The organism is Xanthomarina spongicola, assembly GCF_003148645.1.
In the GTDB taxonomy this organism is placed as follows: Bacteria; Bacteroidota; Bacteroidia; order Flavobacteriales; family Flavobacteriaceae; genus Xanthomarina; species Xanthomarina spongicola.
Genome location: NZ_QGGP01000001.1, coordinates 625,464 through 649,335, shown reverse-complemented (window position 1 = coordinate 649,335; position 23,872 = coordinate 625,464). Strand labels below are relative to the sequence as shown.

General features: G+C 32.8%; 18 protein-coding genes and 1 tRNA gene. 8 read left to right on the top strand and 11 right to left on the bottom strand.

What is annotated here, in order from left to right:
* Positions 1 to 25: 25 nt before the first annotated feature.
* Together nusA and rimP are read right to left on the bottom strand one after the other, a co-directional pair.
* Positions 26 to 1,258 carry a transcription termination factor NusA gene (gene nusA, locus LX78_RS02920; RefSeq protein WP_109681132.1) on the bottom strand — a complete coding sequence of 411 codons (1,233 nt, stop codon included), beginning with the start codon at positions 1,256 to 1,258 and terminating at the stop codon, positions 26 to 28.
* A 12-nt stretch (positions 1,259 to 1,270) separates the two neighbouring features.
* Positions 1,271 to 1,732: a ribosome assembly cofactor RimP gene (rimP, locus tag LX78_RS02915; protein WP_109681131.1), complete on the bottom strand. Its 462-nt coding sequence runs from the start codon at positions 1,730 to 1,732 to the stop codon at positions 1,271 to 1,273.
* 161 nt (positions 1,733 to 1,893) lie between these two features.
* Here rimP and LX78_RS02910 point away from each other — a divergent pair, with 161 nt between their 5' ends.
* On the top strand, positions 1,894 to 2,718 hold the full coding sequence (locus LX78_RS02910; protein WP_109681130.1) for a universal stress protein: 825 nt from the start codon (positions 1,894 to 1,896) through the stop codon (positions 2,716 to 2,718).
* A gap of 53 nt (positions 2,719 to 2,771) precedes the next feature.
* On the opposite strand, the gene LX78_RS02905 is transcribed toward LX78_RS02910, so the two are convergent.
* Positions 2,772 to 2,844 (bottom strand) — tRNA-Gln (locus tag LX78_RS02905).
* Positions 2,845 to 2,996: 152 nt separating this feature from the next.
* Here LX78_RS02905 and LX78_RS02900 point away from each other — a divergent pair.
* Both LX78_RS02900 and LX78_RS02895 read left to right on the top strand, forming a co-directional pair.
* Entirely contained in the window at positions 2,997 to 6,311 is a 3,315-nt protein-coding gene (locus LX78_RS02900) for a glycosyltransferase family 117 protein (protein ID WP_109681129.1), read from the top strand.
* A 5-nt stretch (positions 6,312 to 6,316) separates the two neighbouring features.
* Entirely contained in the window at positions 6,317 to 6,985 is a 669-nt protein-coding gene (locus tag LX78_RS02895) for a polysaccharide deacetylase family protein (RefSeq protein ID WP_109681128.1), read from the top strand.
* Here LX78_RS02895 and LX78_RS02890 read toward each other — a convergent pair.
* The 5 genes from LX78_RS02890 to LX78_RS02870 all read right to left on the bottom strand — a co-directional run bounded on the left by LX78_RS02890 (position 6,982) and on the right by LX78_RS02870 (position 10,114).
* Positions 6,982 to 7,278 carry a thioredoxin family protein gene (locus LX78_RS02890; RefSeq protein ID WP_109681127.1) on the bottom strand — a complete coding sequence of 99 codons (297 nt, stop codon included), beginning with the start codon at positions 7,276 to 7,278 and terminating at the stop codon, positions 6,982 to 6,984. The genes LX78_RS02895 and LX78_RS02890 overlap by 4 nt on opposite strands.
* A 145-nt stretch (positions 7,279 to 7,423) precedes the next feature.
* Positions 7,424 to 8,653 (bottom strand): metallophosphoesterase, encoded by a 1,230-nt coding sequence (locus tag LX78_RS02885; protein WP_109681126.1) that lies wholly within the window; start codon positions 8,651 to 8,653, stop codon positions 7,424 to 7,426.
* Between the two features lie 40 nt (positions 8,654 to 8,693).
* Positions 8,694 to 8,930 (bottom strand): glycoside hydrolase family 2 protein, encoded by a 237-nt coding sequence (locus LX78_RS02880; protein WP_109681125.1) that lies wholly within the window; start codon positions 8,928 to 8,930, stop codon positions 8,694 to 8,696.
* Positions 8,931 to 8,969: 39 nt separating this feature from the next.
* Positions 8,970 to 9,674 carry a copper homeostasis protein CutC gene (locus LX78_RS02875; RefSeq protein WP_109681124.1) on the bottom strand — a complete coding sequence of 235 codons (705 nt, stop codon included), beginning with the start codon at positions 9,672 to 9,674 and terminating at the stop codon, positions 8,970 to 8,972.
* 38 nt (positions 9,675 to 9,712) lie between these two features.
* Positions 9,713 to 10,114 (bottom strand): beta-N-acetylhexosaminidase family protein, encoded by a 402-nt coding sequence (locus LX78_RS02870; protein WP_109681123.1) that lies wholly within the window; start codon positions 10,112 to 10,114, stop codon positions 9,713 to 9,715.
* Positions 10,115 to 10,156: 42 nt separating this feature from the next.
* Between LX78_RS02870 and LX78_RS02865 the strand changes: the two genes are divergently transcribed.
* The 4 genes from LX78_RS02865 to LX78_RS02850 all read left to right on the top strand — a co-directional run bounded on the left by LX78_RS02865 (position 10,157) and on the right by LX78_RS02850 (position 17,768).
* Entirely contained in the window at positions 10,157 to 13,087 is a 2,931-nt protein-coding gene (locus LX78_RS02865; RefSeq protein WP_109681122.1) for a GH92 family glycosyl hydrolase, read from the top strand.
* 64 nt (positions 13,088 to 13,151) lie between these two features.
* Positions 13,152 to 14,432 (top strand): sugar MFS transporter, encoded by a 1,281-nt coding sequence (locus LX78_RS02860; protein ID WP_109681121.1) that lies wholly within the window; start codon positions 13,152 to 13,154, stop codon positions 14,430 to 14,432.
* Positions 14,425 to 16,761 (top strand): GH92 family glycosyl hydrolase, encoded by a 2,337-nt coding sequence (locus tag LX78_RS02855; protein WP_109681359.1) that lies wholly within the window; start codon positions 14,425 to 14,427, stop codon positions 16,759 to 16,761. Before LX78_RS02860 ends, LX78_RS02855 begins: the two co-directional genes overlap by 8 nt.
* Positions 16,762 to 16,766: 5 nt before the next feature.
* Positions 16,767 to 17,768 (top strand): isoaspartyl peptidase/L-asparaginase family protein, encoded by a 1,002-nt coding sequence (locus LX78_RS02850; RefSeq protein ID WP_109681120.1) that lies wholly within the window; start codon positions 16,767 to 16,769, stop codon positions 17,766 to 17,768.
* Here LX78_RS02850 and LX78_RS02845 read toward each other — a convergent pair.
* Positions 17,765 to 19,174, bottom strand: a complete 1,410-nt coding sequence (locus LX78_RS02845) for an aldehyde dehydrogenase family protein (protein WP_109681119.1) — start codon at positions 19,172 to 19,174, stop codon at positions 17,765 to 17,767. The two genes, LX78_RS02850 and LX78_RS02845, sit on opposite strands and share 4 nt — an antisense overlap.
* Before the next feature lie 7 nt (positions 19,175 to 19,181).
* Positions 19,182 to 21,818 carry a cyanophycin synthetase gene (gene cphA, locus LX78_RS02840; protein ID WP_109681118.1) on the bottom strand — a complete coding sequence of 879 codons (2,637 nt, stop codon included), beginning with the start codon at positions 21,816 to 21,818 and terminating at the stop codon, positions 19,182 to 19,184.
* A gap of 106 nt (positions 21,819 to 21,924) precedes the next feature.
* Here cphA and LX78_RS02835 point away from each other — a divergent pair, with 106 nt between their 5' ends.
* The gene (locus tag LX78_RS02835; RefSeq protein WP_109681117.1) at positions 21,925 to 22,788 is read left to right on the top strand and encodes a cyanophycinase; all 864 of its coding nucleotides are present in this window, start codon (positions 21,925 to 21,927) and stop codon (positions 22,786 to 22,788) included.
* Between the two features lie 92 nt (positions 22,789 to 22,880).
* Here LX78_RS02835 and LX78_RS02830 read toward each other — a convergent pair whose 3' ends face one another.
* Positions 22,881 to 23,810, bottom strand: a complete 930-nt coding sequence (locus tag LX78_RS02830) for an isoaspartyl peptidase/L-asparaginase family protein (RefSeq protein WP_109681116.1) — start codon at positions 23,808 to 23,810, stop codon at positions 22,881 to 22,883.
* Positions 23,811 to 23,872: the final 62 nt, after the last annotated feature.

The window sequence follows — 23,872 nt, the reverse complement described above, 5'->3', positions numbered from 1 at the left end:
GCCTTTAATATAACCTAAAAATATGTTATTCTTCAAATTCTTCTTTAAGAATTCTTATAACGTCAATAATTGTTTCTTCTTCTAAATCTGTTCTTTTTACTAAATCTGCAACCTCTTGTTCAAGGATGCTTTTTGCAGTATCAAGACCAGCTTTGCTAAACTCTGCTATAATCCAGCTTTCTATTTCGTCTGTAAATTCAGACAACTCAACATCTTCTTCTGCTCCTTCTCTAAATACATCTATTTCGTAACCTGTTAATTGACCAGCTAAACGAATGTTATGTCCTCCACGACCAATAGCTTTACTAACCTCTTCTGGTTTTAGTATAGCTTCTGCACGTTTAGTTTCTTCATCTATTTTAATTGATGTAACACGTGCTGGGCTTAAGGCTCTTGTAATAAAAAGCTGTAAATTGTTTGTGTAATTTATAACATCTATATTTTCGTTTCCTAGTTCACGAACAATGCCATGAATTCTTGATCCTTTCATACCAACACAAGCTCCTACTGGATCTATTCTATCGTCATAAGAATCTACTGCTACTTTTGCTTTTTCTCCAGGTATTCTTACAACTTTTTTAATTGTAATTAAACCATCAAAAACCTCAGGAATTTCTTGTTCGAATAATTTCTCTAAGAAAGCTGGAGATGTACGAGACATAATAATTGCAGGTTTATTACCTTTAAGCTCAACGCTTTCAATTACACCTCTTACATTATCACCTTTTCTAAAGAAATCTGATGGAATCTGTTTTTCTTTTGGTAAAATAATTTCGTTCCCATCGTCATCCAATAAAATAACTGCTCTGTGACGAATATGATGCACTTCTGCAGTATAAATTTCACCTACTAAATCTTTAAATTGCTTATAGATATTCGTATTATCATGTTCGTGGATTTTAGAAATTAAGTTCTGTCTTAATGCTAAAATTGAACGACGACCAAGGTCTATAAGTTTTACTTCTTCAGACACATCTTCACCTACTTCAAAATCAGGTTCTATTTTACGAGCTTCTGTTAAAGAAATTTCTTGATTAGGTTCTTCTACTTCACCATCTGCAACAACAACTCTATTTCTCCAAATTTCTAAATCTCCTTTATCTGGATTAATAATAATGTCAAAATTATCGTCGTCTCCAAATTTCTTTTTTAAGGCATTTCTAAACACATCTTCAAGAATCGCCATTAACGTTACACGATCTATTAATTTATCGTCTTTAAATTCCGAAAAAGAATCAATTAACGCAAGATTTTCCATATCTCTATTGAATTAAAATTTTATCATAACTTTTGCTTCTACAATATTTTCGTAGGCAATTTCAGCCTCATTTTGAACAGTAATTTTACCTTTACCAATGGGTTTAGGCTCTCTCGATTTCCACTGAACTTTAATGTTTTTATCTGTTGCATTTATAAGATTTGCTTCTATAACTTTATCTGTAGTTTTTATTTCTAAAGTTCTACCAATATTTTTCTTGTACTGCCTTGTATTTACTAAAGGAGCTGTTGCTCCAGATGATGCTACTTCTAGAGAGAAGTCTATTTCTTCTCTATCTAAATTATGCTCTATAGCACGACTAATAAACATACAGTCCTCTACAGTTACACCATTATCTCCATCAATAACTATTTTAATAGCATTGTCTTCGGATATTGAAAAGTCAATTAAAAACAGATGCTGTTTTTGCTCTAACCCTTCGTTTAATAAATTTTCAACAGTTGTTCTAAACATTTTTTTGTATAAAAAGAGGGGACTTTCCGTCCCCTCATATCTCTTAATTCTTACAACGCTGCAAATATACAATATTTATATTGATTTACATAATGATTGAAATGTCAATTTTTATTCTTAATTTTATTGACAACGTTCTAATGATAATTTAACTACCAACTATGAAAAAAATATTAGTTCCAACTGATTTTTCTAAAGAAGCAGAAAACGCATTAAAAGTAGCTGCCCAATTAGCCAAAAAATACAATAGTGAAATATTTTTAACACATTTGCTAGAACTACCCTTAAGCCAAGTAGATGCTTTAAGTAGCCATAGTGAATTACCCGAAGCTGTGTTTTTTATGAAATTAGCTCATAAAAAGTTTGAAGACGTCTTAGCCAGAGATTATCTTAAAGGTATTAAAGTACATGAGAATGTTGATTTTAATCAATCTTTTTCTGGAATTTCCGATACCGCAAAACAAAACAACGTCGATTTAATAATCATGGGATCGCATGGAGCTACTGGATTTAAAGAAATGTTTATTGGCTCGAATACTGAAAAAGTGGTTCGTACTTCTGAAGTTCCAGTTCTAGTTATAAAAAATGAACATCTAAATTTTGATATTAATGAATTTGTATTTGCTTCAGATTTTAAGAATGATAGTAAAGAGACTTATAAGCAAGCAACCGAAATAGCTAAAGCTTTTGATGCTAAAATACATTTGTTAATGGTTAATACTGCAAACAATTTTACAACAACTGAAAAAGCAAAGTCTAGAATTTCAGATTTTATTAAAGGGAACGATTTTACTAATTATACCATCAATATTTATAATGATGAGAATGTAGAAAAAGGAATTTTAAGCTTTTCGCATTCTATAAACGCAGATTTAATTGGTATTAGCACTCATGGCAGACAAGGAATTGCCCATTTTCTTAATGGCAGTATTAGTGAAGATTTAGTAAATCACGCAAAAAGACCTGTTATTACCTTTAAAATATAATATTCTATAAAATACAAAAAAGCCTTTCAAAATAAATTGAAAGGCTTTTTTTGTTGGCCCACTAGGGCTCGAACCTAGACTCTTTGGTACCAAAAACCAACGTGTTGCCAGTTACACCATGGGCCATTCTGGTATTGAGGTGGCAAATTTAAAACAAAATTTTGTTTGCACAAGTATTTTTTAAAGAAAAAATCATCAAAATACTTAACGTTTCCTTAAAAATATTTCTGATATCATATTTATTGTTAAATTCGCTTCTTCTAACAAACATAGATTTTATGACACATTTCAGCTTTAAAAAATGGAATACCCTTCTTGGATGGTTCTCCTTTTTAATTGCATTAATAACTTATAGCTTAACCGTAGAACCAACAGTAAGCTTCTGGGATGCTGGAGAATATATTTTAACATCCTCAAAATTACAGGTTGGCCATCCACCTGGAGCACCACTGTTTCAGATGTTTGGCGCATTCTTTTCTATGTTTGCTTTAGAGCCTAGCCAAATTGGTTTAGTAATGAATTTAATGAGTGCTGTTGCTAGTGCATTTACTATTTTATTTATGTTTTGGACCATTTCTTTACTACTTAAAAAAATAGTAAAAATGAATGGCGAATTCACTCATTCTAAAAAAGTAGCTGTTCTTGGTAGTGCTTTAGTTGGAAGTTTAGCATTTGCTTTTACAGATTCTTTTTGGTTTAATGCTGTAGAAACTGAAGTTTATGCCATGGCAACCTTAATTATGTCTGTATTATTCTACTTAGGATTACGCTGGGAAGAAGACATGGATAAGCCTCGTGGAAATAAATGGCTAATTCTTATTGCTTTTATTATCGGACTTTCTTTTGGAGTCCACTTTATGGGACTTTTAACAATTCCTGCTATTGGTTTAATCTATTACTTTAAAAACTACAAAACCATTACAGTTAAAAATTTTATTATAGCAAATGTAGTTTCAGTAGCCATCCTACTATTTATTTTTAAACTCTTATTGCCAAATGCATTAAAAATATTTAGCGCATTCGAAATCTTTTTTGTGAACTCAATTGGATTGCCTTTTAATTCTGGAACCGTTATAGCTGGTCTTGTTTTAATTGCTGCTTTTTATTTTGGTATTAAATATACCAGAGACAAAAATTATAAACATTTAAATACTGGTATATTATGCTTGCTCTTTATTTTCATCGGATTTTCTTCTTGGCTCATGTTACCAATTCGTGCGAATGCTAATGTAGTAATTAACGAAAATGACCCATCTGATGCTAGAGAATTATTAGCATATTATAACCTAGAACAATATCCAGAAACACATTTGTTTTATGGACCATTATTTACCGATCAATACTCTGGATTAGATGAAAACGAGCCTTATGTAGACGATAAACCAAATTATGAAAAGGATCTTAAAACAGGAAAATATGTTATTGTAAATGATTGGAAAAACGCCAAGCAAAATTATAATCATGAACATGCAGCCATATTACCAAGAATGTGGAGTCAGGAAAATGCCGAAAACTATATGCTGTTTTCTGGGTTTTTAGATTTCAAATTAAAACCCGATTACCAAATGGAAAATGAGTTGCGAAAAGCAATTTCAGATTTCAAAAGCGATGTGGCTCAAGGTGCTGTTGATTATGAAGATTATCATAATTTTCTGAAACAATTTGGACAATATATAGATGTTGAAAAACCTTCTTTAGGAAGTAATATTGCCTACATGTTAGAATACCAGTTAGGATATATGTACTGGAGATATTTTTTATGGAACTTTGCTGGTAGACAAGATGATATTCAAGGAAGATATGACAATCATGGTAATTGGCTAAGTGGTATAAAACCTATAGACGAATGGCATTTAGGCTTTTCGCAAGACAACTTACCAAGCGATGTAAAAAACAATAAAGCAAGAAATACCTATTATTTTTTACCTTTAATTTTAGGACTAATTGGGCTCTTCTTTTTATATAAAAAAGACAAAAAATTATTTTGGACTATGATGGTGTTTTTCCTATTTACAGGATTAGCCATTCAGTTTTACACCAATGTGAGACCTTTTGAACCAAGAGAAAGAGATTATTCTGTTGTTGGTTCATTTTATGTATTTGCCATCTGGATTGGGTTTGGTGTATTTTCTTTATATGAGATATTCAATAAATATACCTCCTCTAAGTTTTTAGCACCTGCAGTTACTTTAGCTTGCTTTATTTTAGTGCCAGGTATTTTAGTCTCTAACAATTGGGATGATCATGATAGATCTGGAAAATATACTGCCAGAGCAATGGCAAAAAAATATTTAGATTCTTGCGATGAAAACGGAATTCTTTTCTCCATTGGAGATAACGATACATTTGCTCTTTGGTATGCTCAAGAAATTGAAGGTTATAGAACAGATGTTAGAGTAGTTAACACAAGCTTGTTTCAAACAGATTGGTATATAGACCAAATGAAACGTAAGGCTTATGAAAGCGATCCAATTCCTTCGCAACTAACACATGATCAATATAGATATGGTACGAGAGATTACATCATGAAAAGATTAGTTTCTAGAGATACTATGGAGATAAAAGACTTTTTAAGTTTTGTATCTAGCGAAAATCCTAAAACTAAATTTAAATATATTTTGCAACAACAGGGAGATGACCCAAGTTTTTATCCATCACAACTTGTAAACTCAAATTATTTTCCAGTTGAAAATGTAAGAATTCCAGTTAATAAAGAAAACGCTTTGGCATCTGGTATTGTTAGAGAAAAAGATGCTGAAGAAATGGTGGATTATTTAGACATTACAATAACAGATAATGCTATTTACAAAAACAGATTGTTGATGTTAGATATTGTTGCAAATAACGATTGGAAACGTCCAATTTATTTTACAGGTGGTGCCTTTGGTGATGAAGACTATATCTGGATGAAGGACTATTTACAATTAGATGGTATGTGTTATAAATTAGTTCCTATTAAAACACCAGTTGATAGAGCCAATCCGTTTGATATGGGACGAGTAGATAGCGATTTAATGTATAATAAAGTAGTAAAATGGGATTGGGGAAATAGTGGAGATACAGATATCTATCACGATACTGAAACACGTAAAAACTCTATTACCTATAGAGGCAATTTAGCCAGATTAGTAGAGCAATTAATAAATGAAGAAGAGCTAACGAAAGCTGAAGAAATTGCAGACATAGCCATGGATAATATGCCTGTAGAACAGTTTGGTTATTACACTTTATTAGAGCCTTATATTGGTGCTTATTACGAAGTTGGGTCTAATGAGAAAGCTCAAAAACTTTATAAAGATGTTTCTAAAAAATATCAAGAGAACCTAACGTATTTTAGTAAATTAGATGTAGAAAGTCAATACAGACTTATAGAAGATATTCTAACAGATATTGAGCGTTACAAAGGAATTTTGGATGTATTACAGGATTACGATAAGCCTTTCTATAAAGACGAAACTATTATCTTTACAAATTATTTAAACTTATTTAGTCATTTTTATGAAGGTATGGAAGAAGAAACTGTACCAGAATCTAATCCAGATATAATTCAAGAAAAAGAATTAGATAGTTTACTTTTAGATTTAAATAACTAAACCATATGGAATTTATTCCAGCAAAGCTTCCTTTCTTTGTAAGAAAACTGTTTCCAAAATATATCTGGAATATGTCTTCTGATGAAAAAGTTATTTATCTCACTTTTGATGATGGTCCAACTCCAAAAATTACTAATTGGACACTAGATATATTAAACCAGTTTAATGCTAAGGCTACGTTTTTTTGTACAGGAGACAATGTGCAGAAACATCCAGAAATTTTTCAGGATATAATAAAAAAAGGGCATGTTATAGGCAACCATACCTTCAACCATCCAAATGGCTTAAAATCTCCCACTAAAGCATATTTAGAGAATGTTAAACAGGCTCAGGAAATTATTAATTTTCAACTTCTAAAATCTGAATTAAACAATCAACAAACTAAAACCTGTAATCTCTTTCGTCCTCCTTATGGGCAAATAACAAAAAAGCAAGGTCGCGAATTAATAAATTTAGGTTACAATATAATTATGTGGCATGTGTTAGCTATAGATTGGAGTGCTAGAACAAATAAAAAATCTAGCCTAAAGAATGTAATAAATAATGCTGGCAATGGAAGTATTGTTGTTTTTCATGATAGTGAGAAGGCATCAGAAAACATGATGTATGCCTTACCAAAAACTTTAGAATATTTTAGCAATAAAGGATATACTTTTAAATCTTTAACTATTTAAATATACTCTTGAATAATTCCAATTAGAGTATTGGCATCTTGCTCACCATTATGGCGCCATTTCATTTCGCCATTTTTATAAATAATTAATGTTGGTAAGCCTTTTACTCTAAGAGCTTCGGCTAACTCTTTATTTTTATCTACATCAATTTTTATAACTTTTGCTTTATCGCCTAATGCAGCTGCTACATCTCTTAGAACAGGATGCATGGCAGTAGATTGATCATTCCATTCGGTAAAAAAATCTAGTAACACAGGAATTTCTACATCTATAAGTTCCCCAAATTTTGACATACTTTTAAAGTTTTAAGTCAAACGAATATATACAAACCTACGTATTTTTTTCATATTTTGTATATATACCTTATAAATAGCAAGTTTCAGCAATCAATAATATAAATATACACAAATAATATGTATGATTATAGCAATCTTATATTTATACTAAATCCTTACCTTTTTTAAGCTCTATAACGGTTATTTCTGGCCAAATTCCAACTCTTCCAGGATAACCAAGATATCCAAAACCTCTATTTACATTTATATACTGTCCCATTTCTTTATAAATACCAGCCCAATATTTATAACGCCATTTAATTGGACTCCATTTAATCCAACCTGGAATTTCAATTCCAAATTGCATACCATGTGTATGTCCACTCAATGTAAGCTGATATTTATAGATATCATCTACAACCACATCTTCCCAGTGTGAAGGATCATGACTCATTAAAATTTTAAAATCTTCTTCATCTATATTTTTGGCTGCTTTCTTTAAATCTCCTGCTTTTTTAAACGGACCTCTTCCCCAATTCTCTACACCAACTAGTGCAATGCGTTCACCATTTTTTTCAATGAAACGGCTTTCATTTAAAAGTAAATCAAACCCTATTTCTTTTTGAATTTGTTTTAATTCTTCTAAATTATTTTGTTTAGCTTCATTACTATCCCATTCAACATAATCTCCATAATCATGATTCCCAAGAATAGAATACTTACCATCAGTAGCCTTTAATTTGCCAAAAACGTCTTTCCAAGGAATCATTTCTGAGGCCTTATTATTTACCATATCTCCAGTAAAAAATATAGCATCAGATTTTTGTTCATTCACTAAATTTACTGCGTATTCAATTTTCTCTTTATCGTCAAAACTCCCAGAATGAATATCACTAATTTGAGTAATTTTATAACCATCAAATGCCTGTGGTAAATCGTCAAAATGTAACGTATATTTTAAAACTCTAAAATCGTATTTTCCTTTATACATACCATATAACAAAGAAGAGAACGGAATAGCTGCTAATCCAAGAGCTATTTGACTAATAAATTTTCTTCTTGAAGGCACATGGAAATTCTTTTTTGAAGGTGAAAATTTATGATATAACCCAGCAAAAAATCGAACAATATCTTCACTAAATAGAATAGGCGCAATTACCAAACTAAAAGACATAAAGGCCAAAAGAAACCCGAAAGCCTCACTTTTAGGCTGAGATAATACACGACTATTTGAAGCAATAGTAAACTCAAACACAAAATTACCTACAACCAGTAAGGCAAGACCAATAAAAATAGCATATATCCATTTATTTTTAGTGAGAGTTTTTATAGCTTGATAGCCATAAACCACTAAAAATATATAAATAATGGCAAAAATAATCCAGCGAGACATAAGGTTTTATTTGGTGTTAAAGATAAGTAATCCAATTAATTTATTGTCTTATTAAACTGTTAACACTTTTAGTTTTAAAAAGGATATTTTCAGTGTGAGTTGTTTCAAAATCAACAACTTTCTTCATGTTTGGCAATAAATCAAAATAGTTGTCGGAAAAGCGACCGGTTTCATTACAAAATAAGAAGACATCTTTTTGAAGGACTGTAGAGATGAGTTCAATTTTAAATTCGCTTGCAGTCTTTGTCACTTTTTTCTGAATAGCTTCCTGTTTCAATTGTAAATCTTTTGGCTTGGCTAAATAAGAAATAAGCTTTTATTTTTTAATGACTTTTAAAATATCAGTAATTGTATCTAAACATGAAATCGTTTGTGCTGTTTCACCAAAATAATCGCACTTGCTTTTAGTTAAAATTACTTGAGATGCAGAGGCATGAATTTCAGTAAATCCTGCTTCTTTAAACAAAAGAGCATTTTTAGGTGTAATGCCACCACCTGGAAGAATGGTGATTTTATCTCTTGCTTTTTCTTTAAGTTTCTTTAAAAGTTCCAAACCTTTTTCGGCTGAAGGTTCTTGTCCTGAAGTTAAAATTCTATCGACTCCCAAATTTATTAATTGCTCTAATGTTTTTATGGGATTAGGCACGCAATCTAAAGCGCGATGAAAGGTAAATGCTAATGGTTTTGAAAGTTCAATAAGAATCTTGGTTCTTTCTTCATCCAAGGTATTGTCTTCCTTTAAAACACCTGAAACAATACCAGCACATCCTAAATTTTTACAGATTTGAATGTCCTGTTTAATGATTTCGAATTCTTCTTTGGAATAGGTGAAATTTCCACTTCTAGGACGAATTAACACGAAGGTTTCTATGTGTAATTCTTCAATAACTTTTTTAATCAATCCATAACTTGGAGTGATGCCACCTACTGAAAGTTCCGAACATAACTCTATGCGATGTGCTCCTGCTTCTTGAGCATTTTTAGCAGATTGAAAGGAATTGGCACAGATTTCTAATATCATCTTAATCAATTATTATTTCATCAATAAAGGTCCAAGCATTACGTCCAGAACCTTGTTTGTATTCTTGGATAGTTCCGTAGTTTGGAATTATTATTTATCGACTTATTTGCTTTAATTTCAATTTGAGTTGGTGTTATATTCAACACATAACCTTCGTCACTTTTAATTCTTTCTTCTTTTATAAAAACAATGGTATTGTTTTCCTTTAAAACGAGATTACTTCCTTGTTGAATAAAAGCTTTCAGAAATGCTGCTGAAACTTTAAACGCAGTATCAAATTGTAAACCACTTTCATTATCCAAAATAAAAACACCTTTTGTTAAAACTTGCTCTTGTAGAATAGAAATTATTTGAGGTGAAATTGCTTCTGGATGATTTTCAGCACAGCTAACAATAACGCTTATAAAAACGATAAGAATAAGAGATTTCTTGAATAGCATTTTAGTATATTAGATGCATTAAATTTAGTAATCTATTTTTTAATGAAGCTAAAACGCCTTTTTATTTTATTCGCAATCCTCTCTCTAACAAATTGTTTAGAGAATCATAAAAATCTCCAAGCAGTAAAAGAAAAGGATCTCATTAAATATGTAAATCCGTTTATTGGAACTGGTGGTCATGGACACACATATCCTGGTGCAACCATGCCTTTTGGCATGATGCAACTCTCTCCAGACACAAGATTGGATGGTTGGGATGGTTGTTCTGGTTATCATTATTCCGACGAATATATTTACGGGTTTTCGCATACACATTTAAGTGGGACTGGTGTTTCAGATTATGGTGATATTTTATTGATGCCAACCAATGAAGTCCGTTTTAATAATGGATATGATGGCAAAAAAGGCTATCGCGCTCATTTTTCACACGAAAATGAAATTGCAGAACCTAGTTATTACAAAGTGCATTTAGATTCAACAGAAATTGATGTAGAGTTGACGGTTTCTAAACGAAGTGGGATTCATAAATACAGCTTCCCTAAAGATTCAAAACAAATTGTTATTCTGGATTTAGAACATCGAGATGAAGTTCTAAATTCTAAGGCAACTGTATATTCCAACACTGAAATTGGTGGTTTTAGACATTCTAAAGCTTGGGCTACAAATCAAATGTTATTCTATAACATTCAGTTTTCGAGACCTTTTAAAAATATGACTTTTTTAAATGATATAGGTGAAGGAAAAAAAGTGAAAGCCGCTTTTGAATTTGATACTTCTGAAAGCACTGTTCTAGAAATTAAAATCGGAATTTCAGCTGTAGATGAAGCTGGTGCCAAAAAGAATTTAGATAAAGAAATTAGCAACAAAACTTTTGAAGAAGTTAAAATTGAAGCCCAAAATACTTGGGAAACACAACTTGAAAAAATTGTAGTAGAAAGCAATAATGAAGATTACAAAACCAATTTCTACACATCATTGTATCACACCATGATTGCTCCAAACTTATATCAAGATGTCGATGGACGTTATCGTGGTATGGATTTGAAAATTCATCAAACAACAGATTTCGACTATTACACTGTTTTTTCTCTTTGGGATACGTATCGAGCAGCACATCCACTTTACACAATTATAGAACCCGATAGAACCAACGATTTTATAAATACTTTTTTAGCAAAATATAACGAAGGTGGCATTATGCCTATTTGGGATTTATCAGGAAACTATACTGGTTGTATGATTGGATATCATGCTGTTCCAGTTATTGCTGATGCGTATTTAAAAGGCATAAAAAATTATGATGCTGAAAAAGCTTTCGAAGCTATGATTCATTCGGCTACACGTGACAAACTAGGACTAAAATCTTATAAGGTATTCGGGTTTATTCCTGTAGAAGAAGAAAGCGAATCGGTTTCAAAAACTTTAGAATATGCTTATGATGATTGGACGATTGCCCAAATGGCAAAAGCCTTAGAAAAAGATGACGCTTACAAAACGTATACAGAAAGGGCTCAGTATTATAAGAATGTTTTCGATCCAGAGACTCAGTTTATGAGAGGCCGTTTTAGAAATACCTGGTTTGCTCCTTTCGATCCTTACGAAGTGAATTTCAATTACACCGAAGCCAACTCATGGCAATACAGTTTTTATGTGCCACAAGATATTTCAGGATTTATAAATTTACTTGGTGGAAAAGACAGGTTAGAAGCAAATTTAGATGCATTGTTTACAGCTAAAGCTGAAACTTCAGGAAGAGATCAAGCAGATATTACAGGACTCATAGGCCAGTATGCACATGGAAACGAACCGAGTCACCACATGGCATATTTATATAATTTTGTAAACAAGCCACATAAAACACAAGAGAAAGTGCATCAAATTATAACCGAATTATATAAAAATGCTCCTGATGGCATTTCCGGAAATGAAGATTGCGGACAAATGAGTGCTTGGTTTGTGTTTTCTTCATTGGGTTTTTATCCTGTAACACCAGCTTCAAATCAATATATTATTGGAACACCTTTATTTAAAAAAGCAACTATCAATTTAGAAAATGGTAAAAATTTCACTATTACTGCCAAAGATTTAAGTGATACTAATATCTATATTGAAAACATGTTTTTAAATGGTGAAGAATTAGACAGAACTTACATTTCTCACAGTGACATTATGAATGGTGGCGCTCTCGAATTTCAAATGACAAGTAGTCCATCTAATTGGGGAACGCTTGAAAACCAAATACCAAAAACTGAAATCACTGAACATCTTATTGTTCCTGTACCATTTATTGCAAAAGGCGAAGTCGCCTTCAAAGTTGAAACTGAAATCGTTTTAGAAAATGTCGATACAGATGCTGAAATTTTATATAAATTAGATGATAATGACTATAAAGTTTATGAAAAACCATTAACCATTTCAGAACCATCAACATTAGAAGTTTATTCCATAAAAGGCAATACTGAAAGCGCTCGAATTACAACAAAATTCTATAAAATAGATCCAAACATCTCCATACAATTAGAAACAGAATATGCCAATCAATATAATGGTGGTGGAAATAATGCGCTTATCGATGGTATTTATGGCACACAAGATTATAGAACAGGAACTTGGCAAGGCTATTTTGATGCAGACTTAGTAGCGACTGTTGATTTAGGAAGCAAAAAAACAGTAAATAACATTTCGGTAAACTTCTTAAAAGACCAACGTTCATGGATATTTTTTCCAACTGAAGTTGAATGTTTTATATCGAATGATGGGAAAAACTTTAAATTAATAGGTAATTATAAATTCGAAGAAATAAAACCTACAGACGAGATAGATTTAAAAACCATAGAATTTAAACTCCCAAATAGTAATTATCGTTATGTGAAAATCATTGCAAAAAAACTAGGACAACTTCCAGAATGGCATTTAGGTTTTGAACATGATGGCAGAAGTTGGTTGTTTGTAGATGAAATTACTATTAAATAGCACAACCGATTGCCATGACCTAAAGGTCTAGTAATGACAACAAAAATCGTATCGTTCATCCTTCATTCTACTAACTCTGTTATTTTTCCTTTGGGGATTTATAACTGTTTTAGTAGACTCTTTAATTCCAAGACTTCGCGAGCTATTTACACTCTCCTACTTTCAAGCTGGAATGGTACAGTTCGCCTTTTTTGGAGCTTATTTTATACTTTCTATTCCTGCTAGTTATATCTTGTCTAAAATTGGGTATAAAAAGGGCATCATTTTCGGATTGTTAACTATGGCTTTAGGTTGTTTGCTCTTTTATCCTGCTGCATCTTACAGAATATTTGGAATTTTTATGTTAGCTTATTTTATTTTGGCTGGAGGCATGACCATTTTGCAAGTAGCTGCCAATCCATTTGTTGCAGTTTTAGGTTCTGAAGATGGAGCTTCAAGTAGATTAAACCTATCGCAAGCATTCAACTCATTAGGAACAGCCATTGCTCCAGCAGTTGGAGCTTTGTTTATTTTAAGCGATAAAATTAAAACTACAGAAGAGATTGAAGGGTTAGTAGGAACGGCAAAAGACACCTATTTAGCTTCTGAAGCCTCTGCAGTTCAAACACCTTTTTTAGGACTGGCATTATTTATAGTATTTATAGCTGGAATATTTCTCTTTGCGAAACTTCCAAAAATGATTAGCGAAGAAAACACAGGAACCTATGCTGAAGCCTTTAAAAACAAAAATTTAATGTTAGGCGTTTTGGGCATCTTCTTCTATGTTGGAGCAGAGGTTGCCATTGGAAGCTATTTGGTTAACTACTTTCTTGATATGAATTTAGTTGATGTTATAAAAGAAAATAGCTTTATGAAATCTATTGCTGAAGGCATTCTTAATTCTGGAATTACAGAAAAAGATAGTAAAGCTATTGTTGGTGTCTTTGTTACTTTTTATTGGTCTGGAGCAATGATTGGCCGTTTTGCTGGAGCCTATTTAACCAAAATCATGAAACCAGGAAAAGTTCTTGGAATCTTTGCAACTATAGCTATCTGTCTCATATTTGTTTCTATCAGTACAACAGGATTATTAAGTATGTGGAGCATTTTAGCTGTTGGTTTATTTAATTCCATCATGTTCCCAACTATTTTTACATTAGCATTAAATGGTATTGGCGATTTAAAACCAAAAGCATCTGGATTGTTATGTATGGCAATTGTTGGAGGCGCAATAATTCCTCCATTATTTGGGCTACTAACGGATAACGTAGGCTTTAAATCAGCCTTATTATTTATTGTAATCTGCTATGGTTATATTTTATGGTATGGTTATAAAAATTCTAAAAACAAATTACAAAATGTTTAGAAAACTAATATTATTACTAATTATAGGACTTGCATTTGCTTGTAAAAATGAAACAACTAAAAACGAAAACGTAGAAGAAACAACAAGTTTAAATGTACCAACAACTTATTATACACAATACGTCAATCCTTTTATAGGGACTAGTAAAATGGGACATGTATTTCCTGGAGCTACTGCACCTTTTGGTATGGTTCAATTGAGTCCTCAGACCAACTTTGAAGTCATGTTTGAAGATGGAAAATACAATACTGAAACCTATGAATATTGTGCTGGTTACCAATATCGTGACTCAACCATCATTGGATTTGCACACACCAATTTTAGTGGCACAGGACATTCGGATTTGGGTGATCTTCTCATCATGCCAACCACAGGTAAATTAGTGCTTGATCCTTTAGAAACCAAGGAAGGTGAGAAAGGCTTTTATTCTACTTTTTTACATAGTTCTGAAGAAGCATCTCCAGGTTATTATAAAGTAGATTTGGATAGCTATAATATTCAAGCTGAATTGACTGCTAGTGAACGCGTAGGTTTTCATCAATATACATTTCCAAAATCTAATGATGCACATATTATTTTAGATATGGTTTATAATGTGTATCATCACGACAATAAAAATGTGTGGACTTTTATTCGTGTTGAAAACGATTCCATGATTACAGGTTATAGGCAAACCAAAGGTTGGGCTAGAGATAAGAAAGTATTTTTCGCCATGCAATTCTCGAAACCCTTTAAAAGTTATGGTCATAAAAAATATGATAACATTACATATGATGGCTTCTACAGACGCTTTAATCAAGATGAAAATTTCCCAGAAATGGCAGGAAAAGACATTAGAGCATATTTCAATTTTGATACAGAAGAGGGCGAGCAAATTAAGTTAAAAATGGGGTTGTCTAATGTGAGTTCGGCTGGAGCTTTAAAAAATCTGGTTGCTGAAATTCCACATTGGGATTTCAACAAAACTTATGAAGAAACCAGTGAAAAATGGAACAATGAACTATCAAAAATTGAAGTTGAAACGCTTACTGAAGAGCAAAAAACAACGTTTTATACAGCATTATATCATACCAATCTTTCACCAATTATTTATGAAGATGTCGATGGACAATACAGAGGTTTAGACCAAAATATTCACACTTCTGAAGGTTTTACAAACTACACCATTTTTTCGCTTTGGGACACTTACAGAGCCTTGCATCCATTGTTCAACATCACACAACCTCAACGCAACAACGATATGATAAAAAGTATGTTGGCACATCATGACCAAAGTGCACATAATATGTTGCCTATTTGGAGCCATTATGCCAATGAAAATTGGTGTATGATTGGTTATCATGCAACATCGGTTATTGCAGATGCAATGGCAAAGAATATTGGAGATTTTAATCAAGAACGTGCTTTAGAAGCTTCTGTGAATACAGCAAACGTGAAGTATTTTGATGGTTTGGGAGATTACATCGATTATCAATACGTGCCAGATGATAAAAGCCATTCTTCAGTATCTAAAACCTTGGAATATGCCTATAACGATTGGTGCATTGCCCAAATAGCAAATCAAATTGGAGACATTTCAGTTGAAACAGAATTCTTAAAACGTTCCGAATATTACAACAACGTTTATGATCCTAAAATCGGATATATGAGACCAAAATTAGCTGATGGCACATTCAGAAAAAACTTTGACCCAATGGACACACATGGACAAGGATTTATTGAAGGAAATGCATGGAATTATGGATTATATGTGCCTCAAAACATTGATAAAATGATTGGGATGATGGGAGGAAAAGAGCGTTTCACACAGCATTTAGATTCCCTATTCACTATGGAAATTGAAGAAAAATACATTTCAAATCACGAAGATATTACTCGCGATGGTATTATTGGAAATTATGTACATGGCAACGAACCTGGACATCATATTCCCTACTTGTATAATTGGACTGGACATCCAGAAAAAACACAAGCTCGTGTAAGAATGATTATGGATACTATGTATGGACCAACAGTTGATGGGCTTTGTGGTAACGACGATGCTGGACAAATGAGTGCTTGGTATGTTTTTAGTAGTTTAGGTTTTTATCCTGTAACTCCTGGCTCATCAGATTATGCTTTAGGAAGTCCCATGGTTAAAGAAGCGAAAATTCATTTAGAAAATGGAAAAACATTAATCATTAGAGCTAATAATCAAAGTAAAGAAAATGTGTATGTGCAACGGGTTTCTATAAATGGAAAAACTCTTGAAGGCACTTTGTTATCGCATCAAGATATTATGAATGGTGGAGAACTTATTTTTGAAATGTCTAATACACCAAAAAATTAAGAATTATGAAGAGAAGAAATTTTATTAAAAACGCCTCCTTAACTGGAGTTGGATTAGCAGTTGGAAGCACTATAGCAAGTTGTGTTGAAAATCCTTCCGAAGACAAAAAAATTATAGCAAACACTAGCAAGGCATCATTACCATTGGTTATTGCCACTTGGCATGTAGAAAATGCCACAGCAAAAGCCATGGAAGTTTTACAGGCTGGAGGAAATGCTCTAGATGCTGTTGAACAAGGATGTATGATTGAAGAAGCCGATGTCATGAATCAATCTGTTGGAAAAGGTGGTCTGCCTGATCGTGAAGGCAATGTCACTTTAGATGCTTGCATCATGGACAAACATGGTAATTGTGGTTCGGTTGTGTATTTACAAAATGTGACTCATGCTGTTTCCGTTGCACGAAAAGTTATGGAAGAAACACCTCATGTCATGCTAGCCGGAAAAGGTGCTGAACAATATGCCTATGAACTCGGTTTTAAAAAAGAAAATCTACTAACTGAAGCCTCTAAAGAAGCTTGGGAAAAATGGAAAGTAGAATCTGAATACAAACCCATTATCAATATCGAGAACCATGACACTATTGGTATGTTGGCTATAGACAAAAATGGTGATATTTCTGGAGCTTGTACCACAAGTGGATTAGCATATAAAATGGCTGGACGTGTTGGCGACTCTCCAATAATTGGTTCTGGGTTATTTGTAGATAACGAAATTGGCGCATGTGTTGCTACTGGATTAGGTGAAGAAGTCGTAAAAACCGTTGGCAGCTTTTTAGTGGTTGAATTGATGCGTCAAGGTAAATCGCCTCAGGAAGCTTGCGAAGAAGCGATAAACAGAATCGTCAACAAACCAAAAAGCGATTATAAAAACTTTCAGGTTGGATATATTGCAGTTAATAAACAAGGAGAAATAGGAAGCTATTCAATTCATCAATGGTTTAGTATGACCAAGTTTCAAGATGGAGTGAATGAGCAAATACAATCAGATTTTTTTTATAAAACTTAAAACCACTTAATGGTCAAATCCACTATTTTTTGTTTCCAGTTATTATAAGGTGGGAATAATAAATTAAGTGGTCCAATAGTGTGTCTTTTTAAAACTGCACGTTGATTTGAAAAATCTTGAAATCCAAAAAATCCATGTGTCTTACCAATACCACTATTATTAGATCCACCAAATGGTAGATAATGATTAGTAACCTGTAATGCATTTGTATTTATACATGTTCCACCTGCTCTGGTATTATTAAGAACATAATTTATTACTCTCTTATTTTTACTATAAATATATAGCGCAAGAGGCTTTTCTCTTTCATTAATATAATTGATAACCTCATCAATATTTTTATAAGTTTTAATTGGAAGAATCGGTCCAAATATTTCTTCCTGCATCAGTAATGTGTCATCCTTTAAATTTGAAATAACTGTTGGTTCGATATAGTTATCATTACTATTATAATGACCTCCTAATTCTATAGTAGCATCAGTTTCTTTGGCATTTTCAATATAGCTTACCAACCTGTTATAATGCTTATTATTTACAATTCTGCAATAAGAATCTGATGTTGAAACATCTGAAGTATAATAAACTTCCAGCTTCTTTTTATAAGCTTCAATAAATGAGCCTTTTACAGATTCATGAATCCACACATAGTCTGGAGCAATACAAGTTTGCCCATTATTAATATGTTTTCCCCATACTAAATTTTCTATAGCATTATTAATATTTGCAGTTTCATCTATAATGGTTGGCGATTTTCCTCCTAATTCTAAGGTTACAGATGTTAAGTTTTTTGATGCAGCTTCCATAACTATTTTACCAACAGCTGGGGAACCTGTGAAAAATATGTGATTAAAAGGCAATTTCAATAGTTCTTGAGCCACATCAACAGCACCTTCAATTAAAACGACTTCATTTTCATTAAAAACATCTTTAACAAGATCTGCCATAACTTTAGATGTATTTGGTGTTAGTTCAGAAGGCTTAATAAAAACGGTGTTTCCTGCAGCAATTGCAGAAACCAAAGGACTAAAAGTTAAATTTATTGGATAATTCCAAGGTGAAAGAATTAAACAAACACCTTTAGGTTCGTAATGTATCCAAGACGATGTTCCAAAGAGTGCTAAAGGTGTTTCTACTTTTTGTTTGGAAGTCCAGTTTTTTAAATTTGAGATTACTACTTTAATTTCCTTTATTACTAAGTAAATCTCTGTTAAATCAGTTTCTACAAAAGGTTTTTTAAAATCTTTGTAAAGTGCGTTTTTTAATAAGTCTCTATAAGTATATTCTAAAGCATTTTTTAATCGTTTTAGCTTTTTTATACGTTCCTTATAGGTTGTATTACCAACAACAAATTGATTCGCTTTTTGTTTCTCGAATAAATTAGCAAATTTATTTTCCTTATAATCCATAGTTTAATTAAGCTTGAAACGGCTCACCTTTCATATCTTGTTCTTTAAATTTTTGAACCAACGCTAAAGCATCTGGAATGACATCGCTACATAAAATAATAAGCGAACCTTTTACAGCATTTTTAACTGCAAACGTTATGGCTTCTTTTTCTGAGGGGATGATAGTTGTTTTCTTTTTAGGGTCTTTAGACTGAATACCATCATTTAACAACTTAATAAGTTCCTCTTCTGTTCTCCCTCGTAAGCGTTTATCTTGTCGAATAATAATTTCATCAAACATATCTGCTGCAATACTCCCTACCAGATTCGTGTCTTCATCTCTTCTATCTCCTACTCCTGCAATAATTCCAACTTTTACAGTTGCGTCTAATTCATCTGTAAACTTTTTAAGTGCTAACATTCCTGCTGGATTGTGAGCATAATCTAGAAGTATTGTAAAGTTTTGAAACTCGAATAAATTTAAACGTCCTGGTGTTTGTGTTGCAGAAGGAATAAATGTTTCTAGTGCAGCTTTCATGTCTTCAATGCTAAAGCCTTGAATATTTGCTGTTAAAATAGCTGGCAACACATTTTGAATCATGAATTTTGCTTTTCCACCATAAGTCAATGGTATGTTTTCGGCTTTCATAATTCGCATTTTCCATTCGCCACGACAAATAGTAACAAAGCCATTTTCGTAAACAGCAGTAATTCCTCCCATACGTTGTAAAGCTTTAATTCTTGGATTGTTTTCGTCCATAGAAAACAAGGCTACATTGCTATTTACTGTACGTCGCATTTCGTAAACTAGGTCGTCATCTGCATTTAATATTGCATAACCATCAGGCAAAACTGTTTCTGGAATTACACCTTTTACTTTTGCTAATTGTTCTACTGTATGAATTCCTTTCAATCCTAAATGGTCTGCTGCTACGTTAGTAACAATACCAATGTCACACTTTTTGTATCCAAGACCAGCTCTTAGTAATCCTCCTCTGGCGCTTTCAAGAACAGCAAAATTTACTGTTGGGTCTTTTAGTACAAATTCAGCACTTGTAGGTCCTGTACAATCTCCAGTCATTAGCAATCTATTTTGAATATACACACCATCACTAGTGGTATAACCAACTCTATAACCATTCATTTTTGCCATATGGGCAATTAATCTAGTTGTTGTTGTTTTACCATTGGTTCCAGTAATAGCTACAATAGGAATGCGTCCAGTATTTCCTTTTGGGAATAATTTATCAATAACATGACCTGCTACATTTCTTGGTAAGCCCTTAGTTGGTGCTAAGTGCATTCTAAATCCAGGTCCAGCATTTACTTCAAGAACAGCTCCACCAGTTTCAGATAAAGGTTTTGAAATATCTGTGGTTGCTATATCTATACCACAAATATCCAAATCGATAATTTTCGAAATACGTTCAACCATTGAAATATTTGCAGGATGCACTATATCTGTCACATCTTCAGCAGTTCCTCCAGTACTTAAATTTGCAGTATCTTTTAATATAAGCATCTCATCTTTAGGTACAACAGACTCTAAGGTATATCCAGCATCTTTAATAATTGTTTTGGTTAAATCGTTTATTGTAATTTGGGTAAGCACATTTTCATGACCATAACCACGTCTTGGGTCTTTGTTTATTTCGTCTACTAATTCTTGAACAGTAGACTTACCATCACCAATAACGTGAGCTGGAGTTCTTTTAGCTGCTGCAACCAATTTATTATTAATAACTAACAAACGGTAATCATCTCCAGTAATAAATTTTTCTACAATTATCGCTCCACTACGTGAACTTTCTTTTGCATGTCTAAAGGCCACTAAGGCATCATCATAATTTTGAATATCTACTGTAATACCACGTCCATGATTGCCATCAACTGGTTTTATTACCAGTGGATAACCTACATAACGACAGGCTTCCTCTAGACTGCTTTCTCGTCTAATAATATCGCCTTTTGGCACTTCAACTTCTGCTTGTTCCAGTAAGTATTTTGTATCTTCCTTATCGCAAGCTAATTCTACACCAATACTACTTGTTTCACTTGTTACTGTAGCTTGAATACGTTTCTGATTGGCTCCATAACCTAATTGACAAAGAGAATATTTATTTAAACGAATCCATGGAATACCTCTCGATTCAGCTTCTTCAACTATAGACCCTGTACTTGGACCAAGACGAGAATCTTCACGAAGCTCACGCATTTTCTGAATATCGTCAGTCATATCATAATCTTCACCAGCAATCAGAGCTTCACAAATATCAACAGAGACTTTAGCAGCATAACGACCAACAGACTCTTCCATATATGCAAAAACTACATTATAAACACCTTCTTCACCATAACCACGAGTTCTACCAAATCCAACATCCATTCCCGCAAGAGTTTGTATTTCTAAAGCAATGTGTTCAATTATATGACCCATCCAAGTTCCTTCTTCTACTCGCTGAAAAAATCCTCCTGGTTCTCCAACCGAACAACGATGCTCGTACATGGTTGGGAACATGGTTTTTAATCGATCGTAAAAGCCATCAATTTTATTAGATGGAAATTCTTCCATCTCTTCAAGATCTAGAACCATTACTATTAATTTATGACGTCTTACAGACCAATAGTTTGGTCCTCTCATGGCATTAATCTCTCTTATCTTCATGTGGGTTGGATTTTTTATTTAGTTATTGTGAAAGATTATAAATATATATAAAATCTGTAAAAAATTAGTTTATTTTTGCACAATAAAATTTTTAAGAGAAGATTACATGCAAAAATTTAAAGGTACATTAATTCCGATTGGTGGAAATGAAGATAAAGGAATGGGGAGTGATGAAAAGCACACCTTAGAATTTATTGATGAAGGCATTCTTTATCATGTAGTAAAAGAAGCAGGAGGAGTAAATGCAAATATTGTTGTAATCCCAACAGCATCAAGTATTCCAGTTGAAGTTGGAGAAAACTACATGACAGCTTTCACTACCTTAGGATGCAAAAATGTAACTGTTTTAAATATTAAAAGCAAAGAAGATTCTGAAAAAGAGGAATCTATTCAGTTGATAAATGATTCAGATTGCATCATGTTTTCTGGAGGTGACCAATCTAAAATTAAAAATAAAATTGGTGGCACTACTATTCATAACATCTTATTAGATAGATTTAAAAACGAAGAAGGTTTTGTAATTGCTGGTACAAGTGCAGGAGCCATGGCTATGACAGACGAAATGATTGCAGGTGGAAGCCCAAAAGATGCATTTGTAAAAGGCGCTGTAACTATGTATAAAGGTTTAGGGCTTATTCCTGAATTAATTATAGACACCCACTTCATTCAAAGAGGTCGTTTTGGACGCGTGTCTCAAGCTGTTTCTAAATTCCCAAACCTTGTTGGTTTTGGTCTTGCCGAAGACACAGGAATGATTATTAAAAATGGTAACGATTGTACTGTTATTGGTTCTGGAATGGTGATTGTTTTTGATGGAAGCGCACTTACCCATAATAATGAAAAAGTTCTAGAAGAAGGAACACCAATGACTATGGTAAATTTGATTGTCAATATTTTAACAAATGGTGATCTCTATGATATAAAGAACAGACGTGTTAGTGTTTTACCAATTGAGGCTCCATTTATTTAATTAACCTTAACAATTACAAGGAACAAAGTGGTGTGGTTATAACTTAAATTAAGTACTAAAACTAATTGCTTTAAATTAGTTACAATGACACCTTATTTATAAATAGAAATCTCTTCGATTCCTTTAGATGATTTACTAGCTCGATACATGCCTTCTGTATTAAAAGGCATAGCAATATTGCCTTGTGAATCAATTGCTATTAAACCACCATCTCCACCTAATTCGAGAATACGCTTGTTAATGACTTCATTTGATGCTTCTTCTAACGACAATTCTTTATGTTCCATTAAGCAGGCCACATCATAAGCCACGACTCCACGAATAAAAAATTCGCCACTTCCAGTACAAGAAATAGCACAGGTTTTATTATTGGCATAATTTCCAGCTCCAACCATTGGTGAATCGCCTACTCTTCCCCATTTTTTATTAGTCATGCCTCCAGTTGAAGTTGCTGCTGCAATGTTCCCTTGTTGGTCACAAGCCACAGCACCAACAGTTCCAAATTTAGAATCTTTCTTTTTGGCATGATCCAGCTGAAAACTATCTGTATCTTTTATTTCTAACCATTGGTTGTGTCTAAATTCATCATAAAAATAAGATGCTTCTTCTAGTTTATAGTTTAATTCTTTTGCAAATTGCATAGCGCCTTCTCCTGCTAAAAACACATGCTCGCTTTTTTCCATAACATCTCTGGCTAAACTTATCGGGTTTTTTATTCCTGTAATTAAAGACACTGCTCCAGCATTTAAAGTCTTCCCATCCATTATACTAGCATCCATTTCATGAGATTCGGTTGCTGTAAACACACTTCCTTTTCCTGCATTAAACAAAGGCGAATTTTCAAGTAGTTTTACGGCTTGCTCAACAGCTTCAATTGCTGTTCCTCCATTTTCTAAAATGTCATAACCTGAATCCCTGGCTTGTTTTAAAGCTTGTTTATATTTAGATTCTAATTCTGGTGTCATCATGCCCTGTACTAAAGTTCCAGCTCCACCATGAATGGCAATTGAGAATGTTTTCATTGTTATTTTTTTGAGTTTCAAATATACACTTTGCTTTTGAAAAATAAAGTCCTGTCAAGTTT

What these genes read in the sequence shown, in the direction of transcription:
- LX78_RS02830 (WP_109681116.1), bottom strand. Translation starts at nt 23,810, where the DNA reads ATGAAAACATTCTCAATTGCCATTCATGGTGGAGCTGGAACTTTAGTA.
- LX78_RS02900 (WP_109681129.1), top strand. Translation starts at nt 2,997, where the DNA reads ATGACACATTTCAGCTTTAAAAAATGGAATACCCTTCTTGGATGGTTC.
- rimP (WP_109681131.1), bottom strand. Translation starts at nt 1,732, where the DNA reads ATGTTTAGAACAACTGTTGAAAATTTATTAAACGAAGGGTTAGAGCAA.
- LX78_RS02885 (WP_109681126.1), bottom strand. Translation starts at nt 8,653, where the DNA reads ATGTCTCGCTGGATTATTTTTGCCATTATTTATATATTTTTAGTGGTT.
- LX78_RS02910 (WP_109681130.1), top strand. Translation starts at nt 1,894, where the DNA reads ATGAAAAAAATATTAGTTCCAACTGATTTTTCTAAAGAAGCAGAAAAC.
- LX78_RS02845 (WP_109681119.1), bottom strand. Translation starts at nt 19,174, where the DNA reads ATGGATTATAAGGAAAATAAATTTGCTAATTTATTCGAGAAACAAAAA.
- nusA (WP_109681132.1), bottom strand. Translation starts at nt 1,258, where the DNA reads ATGGAAAATCTTGCGTTAATTGATTCTTTTTCGGAATTTAAAGACGAT.
- cphA (WP_109681118.1), bottom strand. Translation starts at nt 21,818, where the DNA reads ATGAAGATAAGAGAGATTAATGCCATGAGAGGACCAAACTATTGGTCT.
- LX78_RS02870 (WP_109681123.1), bottom strand. Translation starts at nt 10,114, where the DNA reads ATGCTATTCAAGAAATCTCTTATTCTTATCGTTTTTATAAGCGTTATT.
- LX78_RS02855 (WP_109681359.1), top strand. Translation starts at nt 14,425, where the DNA reads ATGTTTAGAAAACTAATATTATTACTAATTATAGGACTTGCATTTGCT.
- LX78_RS02850 (WP_109681120.1), top strand. Translation starts at nt 16,767, where the DNA reads ATGAAGAGAAGAAATTTTATTAAAAACGCCTCCTTAACTGGAGTTGGA.
- LX78_RS02895 (WP_109681128.1), top strand. Translation starts at nt 6,317, where the DNA reads ATGGAATTTATTCCAGCAAAGCTTCCTTTCTTTGTAAGAAAACTGTTT.
- LX78_RS02890 (WP_109681127.1), bottom strand. Translation starts at nt 7,278, where the DNA reads ATGTCAAAATTTGGGGAACTTATAGATGTAGAAATTCCTGTGTTACTA.
- LX78_RS02875 (WP_109681124.1), bottom strand. Translation starts at nt 9,674, where the DNA reads ATGATATTAGAAATCTGTGCCAATTCCTTTCAATCTGCTAAAAATGCT.
- LX78_RS02835 (WP_109681117.1), top strand. Translation starts at nt 21,925, where the DNA reads ATGCAAAAATTTAAAGGTACATTAATTCCGATTGGTGGAAATGAAGAT.
- LX78_RS02865 (WP_109681122.1), top strand. Translation starts at nt 10,157, where the DNA reads ATGAAGCTAAAACGCCTTTTTATTTTATTCGCAATCCTCTCTCTAACA.